The following is a 16,451-nucleotide window of genomic DNA, read 5'->3' as shown; positions in this document are numbered from 1 at the left end:
CTCAACCAGACCAGCGGCACTGACCGCGTCGGCCCCGCGTCCCGCGCCCGCCCCGTCCCCCACCGCGTGCCCCGCGACGTACGCGCCGCCCGCAGCCGCTGCCCGCCCCGCCGCCGACCCCCGCCCTGCGACCGACGCGGGCCCGACAGCGCCCGCCCCGTCCGCCGCCAGCAGGTCCGTCAGCGCGGCGACCTCCATCTCCCGGCCCAGGACCACCGCGCTCGGTGCTGGTGGCGCCACCGGCACCGGGCCCGCCGGTCTGCCTCCCGCCTGTTGCAGGGTCGCGCGGTTGCCCTCGTCCAGCCGCAGGCCGTCCGCGAGCAGGCGCACCGTCTCGGCGCGCGGGGATCTGGTGCGGCCGCACTCCAGGTCGCGGATCGCCCGCACGCTCACCATCGCGAAGTCAGCCAGCTGTTGCTGGGTGAGGCCCGCGTGGATGCGGTGCGTGCGCAGTAGTTCGCCGAACTCCCTCATGCCCGTTCCCTCCTCGGACCTCGAGTCTCAGGCCGTGGGAGCGGCGAAACATGGGGGGCGGTCCCCCATATTCGCGTCCGCGCGAATATGGGGGACGACGCCCTATGTGCCGCCCACTCGCGCGTGCGAGGTTCTCCGGGTGACCTCAGCGGCCGAGACCAGCACCGGCGAGAGCTGGACAGCGGCGTTCGCGCGCGCGTTGCGTCCGTTGATCGACGCCGCACGGGCCGAGGTCGTGCCGCCGTTCGACGCGCCGTTCGCCGAGCAGCTCGGCAGGAGGCTGGTCGACATCGCGGCTCGGGCGCTGGTGCTGGAGCTGCACAAGGCGCGTGGAACCCTCCACGGAACCACCGGCGAGGAGCGGTTCGACGACTTCACGCGGACGCTCGACCTGTCCGCGTTCTTCGGCCGGTACCCGGTGCTGGCGCGGTTGCTCGCACAGGCCTGTGAGCAGGCCGTTTCGGTGCACCACGAGCTGTCGTCGCGGTTCACCAGGGACCGCGCGGAGATCGTCGACAAGATCTTCGACCACAGGGATCCCGGCGCGCTCATCTCGATCGAGACGGGGCAGGGCGATCCGCACCAGCAGGGGCGGACGGTCGCGATCCTCACCTTCGAGAACCACGCCCGGCTGGTCTACCGGCCCCGGCCGGTGGAGCTCCACGTGCGGTTCGTCGCGCAGCTCGACTGGCTTTCCACGCGAACTGGAATCGAGTTCCGGTCGCCGCGGCTGCTGGCGCGCGACGGGTACGGGTGGCTCGAACACATCAGGCACCAGCCGTGCGCGGACGTGGCCGGGGTCGCCGAGTTCTACCGCCGCCTGGGCGCGTTGCTGGCCCTGCTCTACGCGGTCGACGGCACGGACATGCACTACGAGAACCTGATCGCGTGCGGCGATCAGCCGGTGCTCGTGGACGTCGAGACGCTGTTCCACCCGACGCCGGCCACGTCGGACGATCCGGCGGCGCTGGCGCTGGCCCGTTCGGTGTACCGCACGGCGCTGCTCCCCCACATGTTGCTGGGCGACAACGGGGTCATGGACGTGGGTGGCGTCGGCGGTGACCTCGGCGTGCTGTCGCCGGTGGACCTCGTCGACTGGGCCGACGCGGGAACGGACCGGATGCGGCTCGTCAGACGGCCTCGCGAGTCGTACGGCGCGGAAAACCGGCCGTTGCTGCACAACGCTCCCGCCGAGCCCGCCGACTACCAGGACTCGCTGCTCGCGGGGTTCCGCGCGGGCTACGACGCGATCGTGGCCCATCGGGACGAACTGCTGCGGCTCGTCAAGGCCTGCGAGAACGACGAGGTGCGGTTCGTGGCGCGCGCCACGCGTCAATACGCAAGATTGCTCGACGAGTCCACGCATCCGTCAGTTTTGGCCGATGCGCTCGACCGCGATCTGGCGTTCGGTGTCCTGGTGGTCGATGATCCGCTGCTCGACCGGCTGGTGCCGTTCGAGGTCGCTGACCTGTGGCGGGGTGACGTGCCGCTGTTCACCTGCCGGCCGGGTTCGCGCGATCTGTGGACCGGGTCCGGGCTCCGGCTGCCGGGGATGCTGCCGGAACCCGGGCTGCCGGCCGTGGAACGCAAGATCGCCGCGATGAGCGAGGTCGACCGGCACGACCAGCAGTGGGTGATCACGGCGGCGCTGGCGTCGCGGCCGCGCCCGGTCTCGCACCGCTCCGGCGCGCCGTTGCCCGGTCACGTCGCCGCGGTCGACCCCGATCCGGCACGGCTGCTGGTCGCGGCCTGCGGGATCGCGGACCAGATCCTGGCGCACGCGGTCATCGGCGAGAACCGGGCGAACTGGCTCGGGCTCGAACTGGTAGACGACCGGCATTGGGCGGTGCAACCGCTTGGCGCTGGTTTGTCCAACGGCTACACAGGTGTCGCCCTCTTCCTGGCCGAACTGGGTGCGCTGACCGGTGCGGCCCGATACGTCGAGTTCGCCGTTGACGCCATGCGGCCGCTGCCGGCGCTGCTGGAACTGTTCGCCACGACGCCGGAACTGGTCACGGCGGCGGGCGGCGGACTGCACGGGCTGGGCGGCATCTGTCACGGGCTGGCGCGGATGACCCCGTTGCTCGGCCTTGATCCGGGCCTGCTGTCCACCGCCGTGTCACTGATGCCGCTGGAAGATTCGTCGATGAGCGTCGTGGACGGCGTCGCGGGCTCTCTCGCCGCGATGCTCGCCGTCGGAACGCCCGACTCGCTCGCGCTCGCGGACCACTACGCGACCGTTCTACGTGGCGCCATTTGTGATGTGAATGGCTTCGCCCGTGGCCATGCGGGAATCGGATGGGCTCTGCGGCGTTACGCGGCAACGGTTTCGAACGAGTCAACTGATGTGGCCGAGTTGTCGGATGTGGCAGGGAGAGCGTTCCTCGAAGGCGATGCCATCGACCCGACCGACTCCGGTTGGTGCGGCGGCCTCGCGGGCGCTGCCCTGGCCAGGGACGACGCCCGCCTCGCCGGTCTGCTGGCGGCCAGGGAACCGTTGCGGGACATGAGTCTCTGCCACGGTGAACTGGGCGTCGTCGAAGCTCTGGCCGCGCACCACCCGAGCGCCGCGACCCGCCGCACGGCGCTCTTGCTGGGAGCACTGGACGAACACGGCGCCCGGTGCGCCACCCCAGGTGGCGTACCGTCGCCCGGGCTGCTCACGGGCCTCGCCGGCATCGGCCACGGCCTGTTGCGCCAAGGGTTCCCGGTGCCGTCCGTCCTGCTGCTCGAACCATCGTCACCATCATTTCGGCACACAACCGAGGAGAGCACCCGATGAACGAGTCCCTGCCCCGACCCGCCACGACCGACCCGGTCGAGGACGCGATCGGCGAGATGGAGCTCACCCCGAAGACCTTCGCGGGTGCGCGGGCCCGTGCGATGGTCGGCTTCACGCTGGCCATGGGCGCGTTCGCGTCGATCACGCCCACGCTGTCGGACACGAGCGTCAGCGCCAGGTAGCACCCAGACGCTTTCACCACGAATACGCCTGGCAGCCGATACGGAACAAGTGTTCCGGCCGCTAGGGTCCAGCCATGCAGACCCGAGCGCCCCACGTGGTCGGCCGCGATCGAGAGGTCGCGGCCATCACGGGGGCGCTCGGGCAGGCGCGGAAATCCCGTGGCGGCGCGGTCTTCCTCACCGGCGAGGCCGGCATCGGCAAGTCCCGGCTGGCGCGCTACGCCGCGGGCCAGGCGTTCGAACAGGGCATGCGGGTGCTGAAAGGACGCGGCACGACCATCGGCCCGATGGTGCCGTTTCGTCCAATCGCGGAAGCTCTCCTGGGCCTGTTCCGCGGTGAACCGCCGGACGACTCCGCGCTCGGTCCGTACAAACCCGTACTGGGCAGGCTGATCCCGGAGTGGCACGACCACCGGTCCACGACGGAGTCCGTCGTCGTGCTCGCGGAGGCCGTGCTCAGGCTCCTCGCGACCGTCGCCAGGAAGTCTCCGTGCCTGCTCGTCCTCGAAGACCTGCACGAGGCCGACGCCGAGACGCTCGCGGTCATCGAGTACCTCGCGGACAACCTGGAGGAGCAACCGGTTCTGCTGCTCGCCACGATCCGCACCGAGCCGGGCAACGCGCTGGAGCTGGTCCACCGGATGGTGCAGCGCGGTTCCGGCGGCCTGATGGAACTGCGCAGGCTGACGCAGGACCAGGTCGCCCAGATGACCGCCGCCTGCCTGGAGAGCGAACAGGTGCCGGCCGAACTCATCGATCGCTTGTGGACGGACAGCGCCGGAAACCCGTTCGTCATCGAGGAACTGCTGCACGGCATGGTGAGCGGCGGGCTGCTGGTCGCCGGTGCCCACGGCTGGCAGGTGCTCGGCGAGCTCAAGCTGCCGGTGCCGGCGGCGTTCGTGCGCAGCGTCGCGCACCGCACGGACCGGCTGGGGCCGCAGGGACGCGAGGTGCTGTCCATCGCGGCCGTGCTGGGCCACCGGTTCCCGCTCTCCGTGGTGCAGCGGGTGAGCGGCACCGACGACCGGGGGCTGCTGAGCCACCTGCACGCCGGGGTCGCCGCGCAGCTCGTGACACCCGACGAGCCCGCTCCGGACTGGTACGCGTTCCGGCATCCCCTGACCGCGGACGCGTTGCTGGCGCAACTGTCCCCGGCCGAACGCACGGACCTGTCGGGGCGCGCCGCCGACGCGATCGAGGGCCTGCACCCCGGCCTGCCCGGCGACTGGTGCCCGCTCGTCGCGAAACTGCGGCTCGACGCCGGGTCGGCCACGCAGGCCGGTCTCCTGTTCGCCGAGGCGGGCAGGCGCGCGTTGGCCGGCGGCGCGGCGGAGTCGGCCGTCACGTTGCTCGACCGCGCGCAACGCTTGCTGGACAACGAGGTCACCGCCCGCGCCGACGTGCTGGACGCCCTGCTGCCCGCGCTCGCCGTACAGGGCGACTTCGACCGCGCGTTCGCCCTGGACATCACCCTGCCCGGCCTGGACGGCCCGCGCCGCGCGAAGCTCCACACGCGACTCGCCCGCGTCGCCCACACCGCCGGGTGGTTCACCGAAGGCGTGGAACAGGTGCGCATCGCCCGCGCGCTGCTCGGCCCGGACGCGCCCGACGAGCTGACCGCGCAGCTGGACGTGAACTCGGCCTACCTCACGCTGCACATCCCGAGCGCGGACCGGATCTCCTCGGCGGCGGCGCTGGCCAGGCAGGCCGCTCACGCCGCCGGACGGGCACAGCTGCCGGCGGTGGCGTGCGAGGCGTGGCAACTGCTCGGGATCATCGCGCGCGAGCAGGACCTGGCCGAGGCCAACGCGTGCTTCGGGAAGGCGCTCGCACTCGCGGACGCGCACCAGATGCCGATCCAGCACGCCACCGCGCTGGTGCGGCGGGCGGGCAACGACTGGCTCGAACACGGCAGCACCGAGGCCCTCAGCCGCTCGCACGTGGAGGCGTTCCGCGCGGGCGCGATCACGGTGGCGCACAACGTGGACGCCATCCTGGCGCTGCAGTCCGTGCTCGTCGGCGACTACGCAGGGGCGGCGGAGGAGATCGACAGGTGCCTGGAGGTCACCGCACGGCTGCGGTTCCCCGCCCTGACCCGTTATCTGTTGATGGCGAAGGCGGTGCTGGCCGCGCACCGCGCCGACCGCGCCGGAACCGACGACGCCGTCGCGAAGTTCGAGGCCGTCGGCAAGACAGGCGCCCAGGAGTACCCGCTCTGCATCGGACTCGCGCGCGCGTTCTGCGCCCTGCTCGAGGAGAACCACGAGCTGGCGAAGCGGGAGTTCGACCGCGCGCTCGTGCTGGAGTCGCAGAACCCCACGACGTTCCACCTGTCCGGCACGCGCGGCATGCGCGTGCTGCTCGGCGTGCTCGACGGCCGGTTCGGCTGGTCGGACTACCGTGCGCTGACGGACGCGAGTGCCGCCCGCATGCGGTGGAACCGGCAGTTCGCCGAACTCGCGCACGCCGTGCTGCTCGGCCGGGACGGCAGGTGCGGCGAGGCGGTGGAAGCGTTCCAGCGCGCCCAGGAGGCCGCGGCGTTGTACCCGATGGCCCGCCACCTGGGCCTGCGGCTGATCGCCCAGGAGGCCCCGGAGTGGGGCGATCCGGTGGCCTGGCTGCGGTCCGCGGAGGAGTACTTCCACCAGGCGTCGATCCCCGCGGTGGCCTCGGCGTGCCGGGGGCTGCTGCGGCAGGCCGGTGCGCCGGTGCAGCAACGCCGCACCGGCACCGAGCAGGTACCGCGGCAGTTGCGGGGGCACGGCGTGACGGTGCGCGAGTTCGAGGTGTTCGTGCTGCTCGCGGACCGCATGGGCAACAAGGCCATCGGCACGCGGCTGCACATCTCACCGCGGACGGTGGAGAAGCACGTGGCGTCGCTGATCGCGAAGACCGGTCAGCCCGACCGCGAGTCCCTTTCGGCGTACGCGGCGGCGCTGAGCCGCTGACGCTCGCGCTTGAGGCGTGCCTCGTACTCGTGCCGCCGGCCGCCGCCCAGGTCGTTGCGGGCGGAGCGCTCCACGTCGCGGAACACTTCGTAGTAGGTGTCGTCGTACTGCTCCACGATCTCGAACGTCCACTTCCCCGGCAGCACGTTGCGGCCGACCAGTTCGCGCTGCACCCGGCCCGCGTGCTCGTGGTGGCCTGCCCCACGCAGGGCGGAGATGGCGTCGTCGAGCAGGAAATCGGCGGTTCCGGTGAGCTGGTGGAACGCGTACAGGTGGCCTCGCGCCTGCTCCACGGTCTCCAGCGCCTTGCTGAGCTTGCCGAGCGCGTCGATCGTCTGTTCGTCCATGCCAGGCCGAATACCCCACCCGCGTTTGTGCCTACCAACGCCGGGTAGCCGATCACCGACTGTGCCCATTCCAGAACGGGTCCATCACAGAGCGAGGTGACCACTCATGGTCGACGTCAGAACGCGCACTCCCGTCCAGCAGGCCGCGCTCGTCGTAGGCGCGGTGTTCGCGCTGGTCGGCGTGCTCGGCTTCATTCCAGGGATCACCGCGAACTACGACCAGATGACCTTCGCGGGTCACGAGTCCGGAGCGATGCTGCTCGGGATCTTCATGGTGTCGATCCTGCACAACATCGTGCACCTGCTCTTCGGCGTCGCCGGCTTCCTGGCCGCGCGCACCGCGGGCGGCGCGCGGGCGTTCCTGATCGGCGGCGGCGCGGTGTATCTCGTGCTGTGGCTGTACGGACTGGTGATCGACAAGATGAGCGACGCCAACTTCGTACCGCTCAACAGCGCGGACGACTGGCTGCACTTCGTCCTCGGCATCGGCATGATCGGACTGGGAGTCGCGCTTGGCCGGCGTACCGCGGTGCGCTGACAGCATGGGCGCTGACACCGTTGGCGTGGAAGAAGAGTTCCTGCTCGTCGACACGGCGTCCGGGCGCACCGCGGTGCGTGCGGACGCCGTGCTGGCGGCCGTTCAGGACACCGTGCTGACGAAGTTCCACGCGGAGCTCGCGGGCACGCAGGTGGAGGCCGCGACCGGTCCGTGCACCTCGGTCGCCGATCTCGGTGACGCACTCCGGCAAGCCCGCACCGCTCTCGAGAAAGTGGCAGGAGAACTCGGTGTCGGGCTGATTTCCCGTGGCACGCCGATGAAACCGTCGCTGCAACCGATCGTGTCGCACGACGATCCGCGTTTCCGCCGCGTTCTCGACACCTATGCGGGCGTGGTCGAGCATTACGAGGCCTGCGGTTGTCACGTCCACGTGGGTGTGCCGGACCGCGAAACCGGTGTCCGCGTGCTGAACCACGTGCGGCCGTGGCTGCCCACGCTGCTCGCGTTGTCGGCGAACTCGCCCGACAACGGCTATGCGAGCTGGCGGATGGTGCAGCAGTCGCGGTTCCCCGGTTCCGGGGTGCCGCCTGAGTTCACCGGCGCCGCCGAGTACGACGCCTGCGTCGCGCGAATGGTCGCGTGCGGCACGTTGGTCGACCGTGCGCAGTCGTTCTGGCTCGCTCGCCTGTCGCCGAAACTGCCGACCGTGGAGTTCCGGGTGGCCGACGCGGCGGCGACCGTCGACGACGCCGTGCTGCAGGCCGCCCTGTCGCGCGCTCTCGTGCACACGGCGTGTCTTGGTGATGAACCACCCCCGGTGCGGGACGACGTGTGCGCAGCGGCTGTCTGGACGGCTTCCAGGTACGGTCTGGACGGTGCCGCGGTCGACCCGTGGCGGGAGTGCCGGGTGCCCGCGACGGCGTTGCTCGAAGCGCTGCTGGAGCACGTGACGCCGGCGTTGGCGGCACGCGGCGAGCTCGACCTCGTGCATGACCTCCTCGACCAGCGGGTATGAGACCTCCATGAAGCTTCCCTCGCCGCGCGGTCCGTTGTCCGAGACCGTCATCGGCACTCTGAGCGGAGAGCCGGACGGCCGGTCGATCCCGTTCACCGACGCCGACCCGTACGGCGAGGACCTCGCCATCGCGCTGCACACGTTGTACGAGCTGCATTACGGCGGGTTCGACGGCGTGCACGAGGCGTGGGAATGGGATCCGGAACTGCTCAAGCTCCGCGCCCAGGCCGAGATCGTGTTCCTCGCCGCGCTGCGGTCCGATGTGGACGGCGGCGACGACCTGGACGCGGCACTGGGCGGCCTGCTGGTCGAGCACGTCCCCGGCAACGGTGTGTCGCACCACCTGAGGGACAACGGGACCTGGGACGAGATGCGCGAGTACTTCGCGCACAGGTCGGTGTACCACCACAAGGAAGCGGACCCGCACGCGTGGGTCATCCCACGGCTGCGCGGCCGGGCCAAGGCGGCGCTGGTCGCGGTGGAGTTCGACGAGTTCGGTGGTGGCCGGGCCGACCGGATGCACTCCCGGCTCTACGCCGATCTGCTCGAAGGCGCCGGGATGTGCCCGGACTACCTGCACTACCTGGACGACGTGCCCGCACCGGCCATCGCGATCGTCAACATGATGTCGTTGTTCGGGCTGCACCGGTCGTTGCGTGGAGCGCTGGTCGGTCACTTCGCCGCCGCGGAGATCACCACCGCGCCGAGCGCGCACCGCATGTCCCAGGCACTGCAACGCCTCGACGCCGATCCGCGGTGCGTCGAGTTCTTCACCGAGCACATCGAAGCCGACGCCGTGCACGAGCAGATCATGCGCACGGACGTCATCGGTGCACTGCTGGAGCGGGAGCCGGAACTCCGCGCGGACGTGACGTTCGGCATCCAGGCCACGGAACTGCTCGAAGCCAGGCTCGCCGATCACCTGCTGTCGTCGTGGGCGGCCGGCGAGTCGTCGCTGCGGACGCGCCTGCGGTGGCTGGTGTCGCAGAACGGATAACGCTTGCTGCGGCGGCAGGCGCACACCGCGACCACGAACCGGTCGCTGGTGTGCGTCACGCCGTCCTCGGTGACGAGCTCGACGGGTCCCTCGACGAGCACCGGTCCGTTGGGGACCACGGTGACCCGGCGCTCACTGCGGGCGTTCCGGCCGGTCACCGCGGATCACCACCAGTTCCTCGAGTCGCTGGCCCGGCTCGATGAGGCCGTGCCGCTCCAGGAAACCGATCCTGCCGTTCATCACCGGCCCGAACGGGACCCAGCGGCGCTGCACGACCGAGGCCTTCAGGCCGTTGTCCCGCAACTGGCGCAGCGTGGCGTCCACTCCGCACAGTGCCGAGTGGACCATCAGCAGCACACCGCCCGGGATCAGCAGGTCGAACATCCTGGCGCACAACGGGTCCAGCAGCTGCCGTCCGTCATGGCCGGCGTCCCACGCCCGTGCTGGCCCGCGGGCGGCACAGGGGTTGGCGGCGGGCACGTACGGCGGATTGGCGAGCACGAGGTCGAAGCTCTCGTCCGCCACGACCTCCAGCGCGTTGCCGAGCCGCACCCGCAGCGGCAACCGGCGCAGGGCCGCGTTGACCCGTGCGGTCCACACCGCACGCCGGGAAACGTCCACACCTGTCACCTCGGCCGCGCCGGCGCGAATCGCCGCGATGGCCAGGGCTCCCGTGCCGGTGCCGATGTCCAGCACCCGCGCACCCGGCGCGATCGCCGCCGCGTGCAGCGCCTCGACGAGAAGCGCGGTGTCGTCCTGCGGCGTGTACACGCCTGGTGCTCTGAGCAGCCTCACCATCGGAGAATCCCCCGGCCGAACGCCGTGAAACACCGCGTTTTCACCCGGTTTCAACGGGTACACGCCAGGGGTGTTGACCACTGTGTTCAGGCTGCTCGCCCAGGCGCGGCACGCCAGGGCGCTGCATCCGCGCGGCGTGCAGATGACCGGCGAACTGATCGGCACGGCCCCGTTCCCGGAGTCAGCCGCGGTGACCGTCCGGCTGTCCAAAGGAGCCGGAACCGGACGCGGGAAGCCGGACGTGCTCGGCATCGCACTGCGGGTGCCCACCGAGTCGGGTGACTGGGACCTGCTGCTGTCCAGCACCGGCACGGGCGCGCGGACGCGGTTGCTGCCGAAGTTCGTGCGCCACTGGCGTGATGCCCGCCTCGGCACGCTGGCGCCGTACCGGTACCGGGGCGAACTGCTGTGGTTCATGGCCGTCCCGGACGAGGGCGAGCCGCCGGCGCGGTTCACGATCCACGCCTCGGGCGAGGACGCCGACTGGCGCGAGGTCGCCTCCGTGACGCTGTGTCCTGAGCACCGGACGACCGACCCGGTGGCGTTCGACCCGGTGCTGAACCGGCTGCCCGGCATGGAAATGGCGCCGCACTGGCTCGCCCTCCTGCGCGAACAGGCCTACGAGGGGAGCCGGCGCGGCCGCCCGGACTCATGACTTCAGAGTCATGACTTCAGCTTGTCGTACACCAGGTTCAGCGTGTCCGACGCCGCGACCGCGGCGAGCGCCGTCGACACCAGGCGGGTGAGCCGCGGCGCGAACACCATGCCCGCGGTGAGCCCACTCGCGATCCACACACCCGCGCAGAACGGGCACGTGAGGAGCTCACCGATCGCGTGCCGTGCCGGATGGTCCGAGCGGGGCGACTCCGTGAGCTCCGCGTGCCCGGCCGGTTCTTCGTAGCGGGTGAACGGAGCCCGCAGCGGGCTGGTCACCGCCTCTTTGGTGAGCAACCGGCTCGCCTTGTGCGTCGCCACGCCGACGAGCGCGGTGTCGCCGAGCGAGAACCGTTCGGGCAGCCGGACGCCGGTGAGGCGCCCGGTTGCCGCGACGGCGCCGGCCAGAGCCGTGTAACTGCCGATGGCGAGGAGGTAGCCGGGCAGCGGCCGACCCTCCCCGTACGACTTCCAGATCCGCTTCACTCGTCGGTTCCTCCGGCCGAACCGGGCTCCGTCATGGTCCGCATCATCTTCGCCTTCACCGGGTCCGGTGCGACCTTGCCGGCGATGGCCTGGACCTTGTTCCTGAGCGATCCCGCGACGACGTGGTCGTCGCCCTTCATCAACGCCTCGAAGCCCTGCCGCGCCACCTGTGCGGGGTCGTCCTTGTCCCCCGTGGCGACCTTGGTGTCCTGCATGCCGGCGCGGTCGAAGAACTCGGTGTCGGTCGGCCCCGGCATCAACGTGGTCACGGTGACGCCCGTGTCGCGCAACTCCTCCCTGATCCCCTGCGCGAACGACGCCAGGAACGCCTTCGAGGCCGCGTAGACCGAGTGGAACGGCCCCGGCGCGGTCGCCGCGACCGACGACGTGAAGAGCACCTTGCCCTCCTTGCGGTCCACCATGTCGGTGAGCAACCGGTGCGAGAGGTGCACGGCCGAGCGCACGTTCAGGTCCACGATCTCCAGGTTGTCGTCCACCGACGTGTCGCGCACGAAGTCACCGCCGACGCCGACGCCCGCGTTCACGGCGAGCACGTCGACAGGACGTCCCATCGTGCGCACCCGGGAGACGAGCGACTCGACGCCGTCATAGCCGGTCAGGTCGACGCGCACCGGTTCCACGTGCACGCCACCGCTGCGCAGCCTCAGCTGTGCGGCCGTCTCGTCAATCCTTTCGTCCTCGGCCACGACGACGAGGTCGAAGCCGTTGTCCGCGAGCACTTTCGCGAGTTCGTAACCTATTCCACTCGAAGCGCCGGTTACCACGGCAAGCGCATTCACAGGTCTTCTCCTTCCGGTCGACACCCGGATACCCGTGGCCACCAGGTCGATGCGACATCGGCCGAAAGTCCGATGCAACCTCCCAGGCCGATGCGGTGTCCTTATCGGTAGGTTGGTCGAAACGACATGGGGGACATTCGTGCGCAAAATTCTTCTCGCGCCGCTGTGCGCGCTGGTCACGGTCACCGTGGCGGCGTGCAGTCCGTCAGGTCCGGATCAGGCCAATCCGGAACTGGCACCGCGCGGCACCGCGATGACCAAGGTCAAGCCGACCAAGCAGGACCTGACCACCAAGCTCAGCATCTCCGGCAAGGTCGAGATGAACCCGACGTTCGGGCTCGTCGCGCCGGTCGACGGCCAGGTGCGGTACTTCGACGTCCCAACGCCCAACGGCACGCCCACCAAGCCCATCCGGGTCGCGACCGTGTGGAAGGACGGGACGCCGAACTACGTCGACATCCCGGCCGGTGCCACGTTCGGCGGCCGGATCGTGGACGACAAGGCGACGGTGACCGCGGGCATGCCGCTCGCGTCGGCCAAGCACGTGGGTTACGCGCTCGTCGGCGACATCGACGGCCAGCAGGCGTACAAGATCAGCGGCGCGCTCACGGACGTGACGGCGCAGATCAAGAACGGGCCCGGCCCCTTCCCGTGCACCGTGCTCGGCACGATCGCCGCGTTGCCGCAGGCCACCATCCCGGAGAAGCCCCAGCAGACGCCGGACAACAAGGACGCGTCCAAGGACCAGCCGAAGCAGCCCGAACAGCCCAAGCAGCCGGACCAGCCGCAGCAGCAGCCCAGCGCGTCGACCGGCCTGCGCATCGTGTGCACCGCGCCCGCCGACGTGAAGATGATCAACGGCGCCGCGGCGTCGATCGAGGTCACCACGGGCAAGTCGCCGCAGGCGCTGGTGGTTCCGGTCGAGGCCGTGGCCGGTCAGCAGGGCAAGGGCAAGGTCGACGTCATCCAGCCGGACGGCTCGCGCCGCACGACGGACGTGACGCTCGGACTCACCGACGGCAAGGTCATCGAGATCAAGTCCGGTCTCACCGGTGACGAGGAGCTCGCGGTGCCCGGCCCGAACCTGCCGGAAGGCCAGCAGCAGGGCGGCGACCAGCAGAAGCCGACGGGACCGTGATGACCGCGCCCCAGCCTCAGGTTCAGGCCCCGCAGGTTCAGCCTCCGCTGCTCCAGCTCAACGGCATCACCAAAGTCCTGAAGGGACAAGGGGAACCGCGCACCATCCTGTCCGGCGTGGACTTCACCGTCCAACCAGGACAGAGCGTGGCGATCCTCGGCCGCTCCGGTTCCGGCAAGTCCACGCTGCTGTCGCTGATCGGGCTCTTCGACCGCGCCGACGAGGGCCAGTACTTCCTGCACGGCAACGACATCACGAAGCTGCCGGAGCGCAGGGCCGCGGCGTTGCGCAGCGCGGAGTTCGGGTTCGTGTTCCAGCGCTTCTTCCTGCTCAAGCACCTCACCGCGGCCCAGAACGTGGCGATGGCGCTGGTGAACGGCCAGGGCTGGTCGGCCCGCCGCAAGCGCAGGCAGCAGGTGATGGAGGCGCTGGAGCAGGTCGGCATCGCGCACCTCGCGAAGTCCAAGCCCAGCAGGCTTTCCGGCGGTGAACAGCAGCGCGTGGCGATCGCCCGCGCGCTCGTCCGGCAGCCGCGCATCATCCTCGCCGACGAACCGACCGGCGCGCTCGACACCGAGACCGGCAACCTCGTCGTCGAGGTGCTGCTCGAGACGACCAGGCGGGGCTGCGGCCTCGTGCTGGTCACGCACGACCACGACCACGCGCGCAAGATGGGCCGCGTGCTGGAGCTGCGCGACGGGCGGTTCAACTGATGCTTTCCGGCAAGTTCCGGTCCGCCCTGGTCATCGGCGGACAGGGCATCCGTGCCCGAAAACTGCGCACGTTCCTGTCGATGGTCTCGCTGTTCCTCGGCGTGCTCGCGGTCGTCGCGGTGCAGGCGGGTTCGGAGATCGCCGAACGCGCGATGCTCACCGACGTCGAGCTCCAGGCCGGCAAGGACGGCACGATCATGGGCTACATCCCCGGCGAGAAGGGCGCGCCGGGGATCGTCGAGACCACGCTGAAGGGCCGCCCCGACGCGGTCGCGATGATCAGCTCGAAGGCGATCATCGGCGAGCCGGGCGTGCGGCCGATCAACGAGGGCGGCATGCCGTTCGAGTACGCGAACCAGGGCGGCAGCTACGGCGGCCCCTCGATGATCTGCGACTCCACCGGCGTGTGCCACGAGCAGAAGCAGCCGGAGAAGAAGCCGGACGGCCAGGCGATCGAGGTCAGCATGGTCGCACTGACCGGCGACATCCGGCCGTTCAAGCCGTTCCGCCCGGTCTCCGGCAGCTGGCTCGACTTCACCTCGGCCCCGTCGCTCGCGCCGCGGATCGTGCTGAACGAGGAAGCCGCCAAGGGGCTCAAGCAGTACCGCATCCCGGGCGAGATGATGATCGACGGCGCCACCCACCACGTGACGCCGCAGATCGCCGGCGTCGTGCAGGACGGCTACATGCAGCCGCGGATCTACCTGCGCCTCGACGAGCTGCGCACGTGGATGCCGGCCGCCGCCGAGACCAGCGAGGCCAACAGGTTCAACGGCGGCGGTACCGGTCTGGAGATCTACCTCCAGCCGGGATCCGACGACCTGCAGCAGCTGCTCAGGGCCAAGCTCATCGGTGCCGGGATCGACCAGCAGAATCTGCACTTTCAGGCGGTGAACTCCAAGGAGCGCATGGAGTCCGAGCTGAAGATCCTGCGGCTGATCTTCCTCGGCATGGCGTTCCTGGTGCTGCTGATCGGCGTCGCGGGCATCCTGAACGTCGGTCTCGCCACGGTCGGCGAGCGCGTGGAGGAGTTCGCCCTGCGCCGCGCGGTGGGAATGTCCCGCCTGCTGCTGGCCGGCATCGTGCTCGCCGAGACGCTGCTGACCGGCCTGCTGACCGCCGCGCTGGCGATCGGCGCGGGCGCGGCGGGCCTGCAGGTCGCGCTGATGATGTTCGGCCACCGCTTCCCGTCGTTGCAGGGCACCGCCTTCCCGTGGGAGGCGGGGGTCGCCGGTGTGATCGCGGGTCTGGTCGCCGGTGTGCTGGGCGGGCTCATCCCGGCCATCCGCGCGGCGCGGATCCCGATCGCCACAGTCATGCGGGCCTAGAGAGGCGAGGCCCGTTGCCGGCGAAGCCCCGGACCGCTGGATGCGGGCCGGGGCTTCGTATTCGGGTGACTAGTTGGTTGTCGCGGCTTAGTTGTGCTCCCGGTTGTGGATGAAGGGTCCCTTCATCCACCTCAGGTCGATGAAGGGACCCTTCATCCACGGGGCAAGCGCCAGAACCAAGCCGCGACGCTGTACTACTCGGTGACGACTCAGAGGTGGATGTCGAAGTTGTTGTGGTTGCCGATGCCACCGTCGAGCAGGTCGATGTCGGCGACCTTGACGTCACCGATGACCTGACCGAGGTCGTGGTGCACGTCGCCGACCTGCGCGACGTTCTGCACGACGTTGTGGGTCACGTCGCCCACGTGGGACACGTCCGCGACGTCCGAGACGTCCAGGTGCGCGACGCCGGCCACGTCGGCGACGTCCTTGACCAGCACGTCGGTGTTGATGTCCTTGACGAGCACGTCGGAGACGTCGTGCACGCTGCCGAGACCGTGCAGACCGTCGACGCCCGCGATGTCGGTGACCTTGCCGACGAGCGCGTTGTCGGAGGCGAGGTCCGTGACGTTCGACAGGTCCGAGACGTTCGAGAGGTCCGCGACGTTCGCGACGTTCGGGACGAGGCCGGTGGCCTGCGAGACCGTGGCGTCGAGGGTGCCCGACACGTCGCCGAGGCCGGAGAAGTCGGAGACCAGGGCGGTGAGCGCGGAGGGGGCGGCGATGCCGGCCACGTCGCCCACGCCGGCCAGGCCGGTGACACCCTCGGCGTTGCCCGCGATCTGCAGGAGGCTGTCGACGGCGGGCAGCTCGTTGCCGCCGAGGACGCTGTCGAGCACGTCGACGTTCGGGACGGAGGCGGCGTCGAGGACCAGCGGCAGGATGTCCTGCACGTCGGCGGCGGTGATGTCGCTGAGACCCGCGGCTTCGAGGCAGCCCAGCGGGTCCTGCTGGAACGCCTCACGGGCGTCCAGGTCGGTCAGCAGGCCGAGGGTGAAGTCGTGCAGGGTGGCCGGCTCAGCGGCCTGCACCGTGGTGCCGCCGGTCTCGACGGTGGCGGGGCCCGCCTGCGCCGTGGTGGGGCTGGTCTGCACGGTGGGGGTCTCGGTCTGCTGCTGCTGCATGGAACTCAAGCTCCTGAGAGTGGATCGGGGGATGTCGTGTTGAACCGTATGGATGAACGACATCCCCCAGCATCGGGAGTTGGCCCCAGATTGTGACGAAATGAGATCCCTAGGGGGTTCGGTTCACTCGTTAGGGGAGACGGGGGACTCACCCCACAGGGGGAGA

17 protein-coding genes are annotated in these 16,451 nt (G+C 70.2%); 10 read left to right on the top strand and 7 right to left on the bottom strand.

Annotated elements, in window-relative coordinates; genetic code table 11:
* Nucleotides 1–474, bottom strand: a 474-nt coding sequence (locus B0F77_RS35050; RefSeq protein WP_143467053.1) for a helix-turn-helix domain-containing protein, incomplete at its 3' end; no start/stop codon positions are given.
* A gap of 139 nt (nt 475–613) precedes the next feature.
* On the opposite strand from B0F77_RS35050, the gene B0F77_RS35045 reads away from it, so the two are divergent.
* From B0F77_RS35045 to B0F77_RS35035, 3 genes are all read left to right on the top strand, one after another.
* Nucleotides 614–3,256 carry a type 2 lanthipeptide synthetase LanM family protein gene (locus B0F77_RS35045; protein WP_158102904.1) on the top strand — a complete coding sequence of 881 codons (2,643 nt, stop codon included), beginning with the start codon at nt 614–616 and terminating at the stop codon, nt 3,254–3,256.
* A complete protein-coding gene (locus tag B0F77_RS35040) occupies nt 3,253–3,438 on the top strand; it encodes a hypothetical protein (protein WP_086667323.1) in 186 nt (61 codons plus the stop codon). The genes B0F77_RS35045 and B0F77_RS35040 overlap by 4 nt, the downstream gene beginning before the upstream one ends.
* Before the next feature lie 74 nt (nt 3,439–3,512).
* Nucleotides 3,513–6,386: a helix-turn-helix transcriptional regulator gene (locus tag B0F77_RS35035; protein ID WP_086667322.1), complete on the top strand. Its 2,874-nt coding sequence runs from the start codon at nt 3,513–3,515 to the stop codon at nt 6,384–6,386.
* Here the strand turns inward: B0F77_RS35035 and B0F77_RS35030 are convergent.
* The gene (locus tag B0F77_RS35030; protein ID WP_211294200.1) at nt 6,335–6,733 is read right to left on the bottom strand and encodes a hypothetical protein; all 399 of its coding nucleotides are present in this window, start codon (nt 6,731–6,733) and stop codon (nt 6,335–6,337) included. The two genes, B0F77_RS35035 and B0F77_RS35030, sit on opposite strands and share 52 nt — an antisense overlap.
* A gap of 106 nt (nt 6,734–6,839) precedes the next feature.
* Between B0F77_RS35030 and B0F77_RS35025 the strand changes: the two genes are divergently transcribed.
* Genes B0F77_RS35025 through B0F77_RS35015 form a run of 3 tightly spaced genes read left to right on the top strand, consistent with a single transcriptional unit; the run spans nt 6,840 to nt 9,244 of the window.
* The gene (locus B0F77_RS35025) at nt 6,840–7,271 is read left to right on the top strand and encodes a DUF4383 domain-containing protein (protein WP_086667320.1); all 432 of its coding nucleotides are present in this window, start codon (nt 6,840–6,842) and stop codon (nt 7,269–7,271) included.
* A 4-nt stretch (nt 7,272–7,275) separates the two neighbouring features.
* Nucleotides 7,276–8,247, top strand: coding sequence for a carboxylate-amine ligase (locus tag B0F77_RS35020; RefSeq protein WP_086667319.1), 972 nt, complete (start codon nt 7,276–7,278; stop codon nt 8,245–8,247).
* A 7-nt stretch (nt 8,248–8,254) separates the two neighbouring features.
* Complete coding sequence (locus B0F77_RS35015; protein ID WP_245849044.1) at nt 8,255–9,244, top strand: iron-containing redox enzyme family protein; 990 nt, start codon at nt 8,255–8,257, stop codon at nt 9,242–9,244.
* On the opposite strand, the gene B0F77_RS35010 is transcribed toward B0F77_RS35015, so the two are convergent.
* Nucleotides 9,166–9,402, bottom strand: a complete 237-nt coding sequence (locus B0F77_RS35010) for a CDGSH iron-sulfur domain-containing protein (protein WP_086667317.1) — start codon at nt 9,400–9,402, stop codon at nt 9,166–9,168. The two genes, B0F77_RS35015 and B0F77_RS35010, sit on opposite strands and share 79 nt — an antisense overlap.
* Complete coding sequence (locus tag B0F77_RS35005) at nt 9,377–10,042, bottom strand: HemK2/MTQ2 family protein methyltransferase (protein ID WP_425435764.1); 666 nt, start codon at nt 10,040–10,042, stop codon at nt 9,377–9,379. Before B0F77_RS35005 ends, B0F77_RS35010 begins: the two co-directional genes overlap by 26 nt.
* A gap of 73 nt (nt 10,043–10,115) precedes the next feature.
* Between B0F77_RS35005 and B0F77_RS35000 the strand changes: the two genes are divergently transcribed.
* The gene (locus tag B0F77_RS35000) at nt 10,116–10,697 is read left to right on the top strand and encodes a hypothetical protein (protein WP_143467052.1); all 582 of its coding nucleotides are present in this window, start codon (nt 10,116–10,118) and stop codon (nt 10,695–10,697) included.
* Nucleotides 10,698–10,705: 8 nt separating this feature from the next.
* Here B0F77_RS35000 and B0F77_RS34995 read toward each other — a convergent pair whose 3' ends face one another.
* Both B0F77_RS34995 and B0F77_RS34990 read right to left on the bottom strand, forming a co-directional pair.
* Nucleotides 10,706–11,182: a DUF1360 domain-containing protein gene (locus tag B0F77_RS34995; RefSeq protein ID WP_086667315.1), complete on the bottom strand. Its 477-nt coding sequence runs from the start codon at nt 11,180–11,182 to the stop codon at nt 10,706–10,708.
* Entirely contained in the window at nt 11,179–11,982 is an 804-nt protein-coding gene (locus B0F77_RS34990) for an SDR family NAD(P)-dependent oxidoreductase (RefSeq protein WP_086667314.1), read from the bottom strand. Before B0F77_RS34990 ends, B0F77_RS34995 begins: the two co-directional genes overlap by 4 nt.
* Nucleotides 11,983–12,121: 139 nt before the next feature.
* Between B0F77_RS34990 and B0F77_RS34985 the strand changes: the two genes are divergently transcribed.
* The 3 genes from B0F77_RS34985 to B0F77_RS34975 are packed head-to-tail and all read left to right on the top strand — an operon-like array spanning nt 12,122 to nt 15,161.
* Entirely contained in the window at nt 12,122–13,120 is a 999-nt protein-coding gene (locus B0F77_RS34985; protein WP_086667313.1) for an efflux RND transporter periplasmic adaptor subunit, read from the top strand.
* A complete protein-coding gene (locus B0F77_RS34980; protein WP_086667312.1) occupies nt 13,120–13,833 on the top strand; it encodes an ABC transporter ATP-binding protein in 714 nt (237 codons plus the stop codon). Before B0F77_RS34985 ends, B0F77_RS34980 begins: the two co-directional genes overlap by 1 nt.
* Complete coding sequence (locus tag B0F77_RS34975; RefSeq protein WP_169731023.1) at nt 13,833–15,161, top strand: ABC transporter permease; 1,329 nt, start codon at nt 13,833–13,835, stop codon at nt 15,159–15,161. The genes B0F77_RS34980 and B0F77_RS34975 overlap by 1 nt, the downstream gene beginning before the upstream one ends.
* 209 nt (nt 15,162–15,370) lie before the next feature.
* Here B0F77_RS34975 and B0F77_RS34970 read toward each other — a convergent pair whose 3' ends face one another.
* Entirely contained in the window at nt 15,371–16,285 is a 915-nt protein-coding gene (locus tag B0F77_RS34970) for an IniB N-terminal domain-containing protein (protein ID WP_086667310.1), read from the bottom strand.
* Nucleotides 16,286–16,451: the final 166 nt, after the last annotated feature.

The organism is Lentzea kentuckyensis (genome assembly GCF_002150765.1).
Classification (GTDB): domain Bacteria; phylum Actinomycetota; class Actinomycetes; order Mycobacteriales; family Pseudonocardiaceae; genus Lentzea; species Lentzea kentuckyensis.
The sequence above is the reverse complement of the archived record's forward strand: the minus strand, read 5'-3'. Positions and strand labels throughout refer to the sequence as shown.